The following is a 5,409-nucleotide window of genomic DNA, read 5'->3' as shown; positions in this document are numbered from 1 at the left end:
TTAAAACTGCTGTAATATCAGCCGCTTCTTTTTGAGCGCGATCACCTAAGTCTCGTTGTAAACTTTTACTACGGTCTTGAAGCCGTGCCTCCAAAGCTTGCATCAAAGCTGATGCGTGACTATCCCACATCTGGGCTAATTTCTCTGTGACATTTTCCGGTGCTAATTCTGGTAAAGCCACTGAAACAGCTTCTTGAATTTTCATCACACCCAAACGGCTAAATTTTCCTTCTTTAAGCAACCCACCCGCCATGATTACTTCCTCATGTAACCGTTGCTGGTCGCTTCCTAAAATCACCAATCGACCGTAAGCTATAACCGCAGGTGTATCCAAAACCGAATTAGGAACCAAACGCGCCGTCACCCGATGCAAAGCTTTTCTACCTTCCTTTGACCAAACTTCAGCGCGTAACAACCGCAAGCACATCTGCACTAAACGATGATTCAAGTGGGCTAAGACTACATCATCTCTACCATGCGCCAATTCCGGGTCAAAAACAATCGGACGAATTTCTTTGGTGTGGGGATGGGCTAAACCTTCGCTGCAAACTGCCCAACTGCTTTTTAATGGTGGTAGGTAAAACACCTTCCCAGCAACTCCCTCTACTTTCCCTGCAATCAAAAGTGGTTGTTGAGCTAATTCCAAACCGATTTTGACCACCGCCTCAATATTATCCGGTGTCAATCGCAAATGCTGGCGCGTCTCATTCAACTGTTCTCGCAGCTTTTCAATTTGCTCCCGCACCTGGCGCTCAAATTTCAACATTCGCCGCACAACTTCAGACTCCCTCTCTGCGACTGAAGTATCCAAAACGCTGCGATACCCCATCATCGCTTCTTCCACCTGCGCCGCAATCACTGGCCCCACCTTACCTAAATCTTCGCGGATGTTGTTAATTTTCAACGCCGCCCGCATGAGAAATTCTAAATCGCCTTCTAATTCACCGGGACGTAGCCCAGTTGTATTATGTTGATAATCTTTGCCAACAAAGTGGTAAATCCTCACTAGGGATGCTTTTTGCCCATGACGGTCAATTCTACCGTTACGCTGCTCCATCCGGTTCGGGTTCCAGGGAATTTCATAGTGGATAAGGCGCGAACAAAAATTCTGCAAATCCAAACCCTCACTCGCCGCATCCGTCGCCAGCAAAATTCGCACTGGGGATATATCAGGAGATGCTTGAAACGCCGCTTTTACCTGCTCTCGATCTTCTGACTTCATCCCGCCGTAAAGTGTCATTAAGCGATCGCCTTCTACTAACCCCTCTGTGGCAAATAAGTTATATAACCATTTCTGGGTAGCTCGATATTCTGTAAAAATTATCACCCTTTCATTTGACCATTTACCATCATGTTTAATGTGAGTATGAATCCAGTTAAGTAGTTCTTTGGCTTTGGCATCAGACACTCTCGATGTCGTCTCTGCCCATTCCCGCATCTGTCGCAGCAAAGCCTGTTCTTCTGTACTCAGTTATCGAAATAACCTAGTTGTATTAGTAATTGCCTCATCTGTCGATTCTTCATAAACTTCATCATCTGCAAAATCTTCTTCAATTTGTGCCAATTGACGGCGCAAAATACCTTCTGTCGGTCGAGATAAACTGCTATAAGTGCGGCGACGGGCATTTTTTAGCGATTCTTCATGCTGTGCCAAAGTAGTTGCAAACGCTTGAGGAGACGAAAACAACCGTTTTTTTAACAACTTGAGGACAAATTCAGTCGCATATTTTTCTGTATTATCTGCCACCCCCTTGCAGCGCAATTCAGTATATTTTTTGAGGTTGGTGTGTGTTTGTCGTTCTGCTTCAGGATAGTCTACAGGTATAGCTTCTAACTGGCGCTGTGGAAATAAGTCAGAACCATCCCAATCTTTCATCTCGGATTTGAGACGGCGAACCATGATTACTTGTAACTGCTTGCGATCGGGTGATACCCCCCGTGCAAACCGTTGGCTATCAAGTAATTCCAACAGGGCAGTAAAACTTTCGGGGTAGCCGTTGTGTGGTGTCGCTGTCAAGAATAGTTTGTGTTCAAAATGCGGTACTAAAAGCCGAATAGCAGCAGTCCTCAAAGAATCAACAGCATAGTTTCCACCACCAGAGGGAGCAACATTGTGCGCTTCATCCACAATCAGCAAATCAAACCGCCGAGGATACATCGGTTCCCCTTCACCTGGTAACATTTCTCGCAGAAGACGAAGAGGGCGATCGCGTTTGAGAAAATCTATTGAGGTAATCAACCTGGGGAAATGCTGCCAAGGGTTGACGTGGATTCCCCGCTTCCGTCGTAGTTCCTTCATTAAGGTACTGTCCACGACGCGGAAATCTAAACCAAACTTATCGCGCATTTGGTCTCGCCACTGAATTTGCAGTGAAGATGGACAAACTATCAAGATGCGCCGGCAGCGATGACGGATAATTAATTCTTGGGCAACTAACCCGGCCTCAATGGTTTTACCCAATCCGACATCATCTGCAATTAGCAAATTAACGCGAGGCATTTGAATTGCTCGCACTACTGGATCAAGCTGATAATCTTCAATATCGATGCCACTGCGAAAGGGGGATTGTAAAGTGCGAATATCAGCTGTTGATGCTGCTCCCCAACGCACAGCATCGAGAAATGCATCTAACCTTGCAGGTGCGTCAAAACCTGTAGGTTTGGGCAACTCCATCTTTTCATAAACTAATGCCCCAGGCTCTAATTCCCAAATTACTTGTAGTTCTTCACCCAAACCATCATCTTCAACGGAGGATAGACTGACCAAATGCTGGGTTTTTTCCACTGCACTCAGCATTGGATTGGTGGGTAAAGTCGTATTACGCACATCCGTGACGACGAATTGACGGGAGCGAACGTTAACCAGTTGACCTTGTTCTGGGATAGCTCTGACTATAGCCATGATTTGGGGAATTGGGGATTGGGAATAGGGAATGGGGAATTATCAAAAACAGGTTTGTGTTGTTATTATTGTTACTTCTCTTTTCCTATACAGTCAAAATTCTCAGTGATGTGTTCTCAAGATAGTGGTGCAAAGCATCTGTCGTCAGAACACATTCAGTAACTCAAACTGTGAAATGTATGATAAATTTTTTATTTCATTGGAATTTTTGTAGTTTGCGTAGGCGCAGCCCGTCGTAAACATCGCTGTGTATGTCAGGAGGGCAGGTTGCTGAACTGTGCTGTTTCTCGCTTTTAGCAGAGGCCAATAAACCAGACCTTGTTGATCTGTAGGGCCCTGTAGGCCAAGCTTTCGCAGCGATCGCTTATCCAGCCACAAAGTAAAACTTAGAACATAAAAAAAATCTAGAGAATGGCGTATTCTTCCAAAAAGTGTAAATAAATACGCTAAATATAGAATAATTAACCAGTACTAATGTACTTGCCTGAGTTCAGATAACCAAGGGGACTGAGGTACAAACTGCATCAAAATTTTCACAGATATAAAGTAAGTGCTACATATGTCCATTTGCTTCAACGGGTTTAAGGTAGAACTTTCCGCTAATACCTTCATCGCCTATGTTCAAGACATGCCAGATAATAGAGGGCTACGAGAATTACGAGAAAAACTCCAGTCGGACTGGTTTCTTCATTGGCGCTCTGGCAAAGTCTACGGAATCCCTAAAGTGCCTCAACAAGAACAAACCTTTGGTAAACCTGTTGAATTGAAGACTGAAGAACACTTGCAACTTCTAGCAGCTCGCATTGATAGTGTCTTGCCAGACATATTTGCCCAATATTCAGCTTTTCGATTTAAACCCTTCACATTCCTTTCTCAAAAAGAAGAGTTAGTCAGTTCTATTGCTACTAAAATCAAAGACTTACCATCACTGATTTCTTCCTTCAAAATTAAACCCAAATTTGCACTCGAAGCAAAGTTAGTTGAACTCCGACACGAGGAGACATTTATTGGTCTGTTTCTACGGTTAGAAACTCGTTGGGAAATCCTTGCATCCCTGAGTGAGCTACAAAATGCAGGAGTTAATCTTCAGGATCTATATGTTGTTCGTCGCCAACCTCAACCAGGACAACGCCGTTTGGTTGGAAAAATCAGCCACATTTATGAAAAAACGGTCAACTTATTAGAATCATTCGATGGAATTACTTCTATCAATGAAAGTGAAGTATGGCTAGAAGGCTCCAAAGCGTCTTTTGTCCGTTGCCTCAAAACATTGCTGGGAGATAAGTATGATGCTTTTGAATCAGAAAGATTGATTCAGGAAGCTAATTTTTTAACTGGCCCTGCACTAGACGATATTTTGACTCGTATGGAGACCTTTCTGGCAAAAAAATCTCCTATGCAGCTTGCACCTAATTTACTTGGATATATTAGAGATCGTATTGAAGCAGTGAATGATGATAGTTACCAAACGGTGATTTCTGCTTCACCAGTAGAGTATTGCTTTGATGCAGCCCGAACAAAACGAAGCCTATACGCTTGGAAAGGAATTGAGAAATATGGGCCTTTTAGTCGTGAGATTTTCTCAAAAAAATCCCCAGAAATATTGGTTCTTTTTCCAGATACCGTTCAGGGTGCAGTGGAAAATTTTTTAAAAGCATTTCGAGACGGAATTAGTATCAAGAAAAAAGTATTTCAAGATGGGATTGAATACTGGGAGGAAAACTCCAAATACTCAGGTGGATTTGCCAAAATTTTTGGTCTTGTTAATCCTAAGTTGACTCTGCGGCAAATTCCCTGGCTCAATAGTAAACAGAAACCGCCAGCAGTCGCTTATAGAGAAGCTGTGGCGCAGGTTTTAGAAAAAACCATGCCAGATGCAGCTATTGTTATTCTCTTAGACGAACATGCAAGGCTTCCAGACCCAGAAAATCCATATCTTCAGTCCAAAGCTCTGTTACTAATGGCTGGAATCCCTGTGCAAGGCATTCGGGCATCTACTCTAGGGCAATCACGTTATTCACTGCAATACACGCTGCAAAATCTCAGTGTTGCTCTCTACGCCAAAATGAACGGGTTGCCTTGGACAGTAGATCATGACCTCACAATTAGTGATGAACTTGTCATCGGCATAGGAAACTGTGAACTTTCTGGGAGTCGCTTCTTTGAGCGACAAAGGTTTGTAGGGATCACAACAGTTTTTAGAGGTGATGGGAACTACCTCTTGGGCAATCTTTCCCAAGAGTGTTCTTATTCTGAATATCCAAACATTTTGAAAGCATCTACAGCATCAATTTTACAGGACATTAAGCGACGCAACGGTTGGCAACCAGGAGATACTGTTCGCCTTGTATTTCATGCTGCTAGACCTTTCAAGAACCTTGATGTTGCAGATATTGTGGCACAGTGCGTTGCGGAGGTTGGAGAAGAACAAAACATTGAATTTGCTTTCCTAACAGTTTCTCACGAACACCCGTTTACCCTGTTAGATAAGTCGCAACAAGGTATTG

Annotated in this window: 3 protein-coding genes; 1 reads left to right on the top strand and 2 read right to left on the bottom strand. The window is 43.4% G+C overall.

Annotated features, from left to right (window positions below; translation table 11 throughout):
• Together LC653_RS44435 and drmD are read right to left on the bottom strand one after the other, a co-directional pair.
• Positions 1-1,450, bottom strand: a 1,450-nt coding sequence (locus LC653_RS44435; RefSeq protein ID WP_229501619.1) for a helicase-related protein, incomplete at its 3' end; no start/stop codon positions are given.
• 21 nt (positions 1,451-1,471) lie between these two features.
• Complete coding sequence (gene drmD, locus LC653_RS44430) at positions 1,472-2,902, bottom strand: DISARM system SNF2-like helicase DrmD (protein WP_229501618.1); 1,431 nt, start codon at positions 2,900-2,902, stop codon at positions 1,472-1,474.
• A 559-nt stretch (positions 2,903-3,461) separates the two neighbouring features.
• Here drmD and ago point away from each other — a divergent pair.
• Positions 3,462-5,409: protein argonaute (gene ago / locus LC653_RS44425; RefSeq protein ID WP_229501617.1), on the top strand; the 1,948-nt coding region annotated here is incomplete at its 3' end.

Origin of the sequence: Nostoc mirabile CHAB5784 (assembly GCF_020829645.1) — a bacterium.
Lineage (GTDB): Bacteria > Cyanobacteriota > Cyanobacteriia > Cyanobacteriales > Nostocaceae > Nostoc > Nostoc mirabile.
This window is presented reverse-complemented; position numbering and strand designations above follow the sequence as displayed.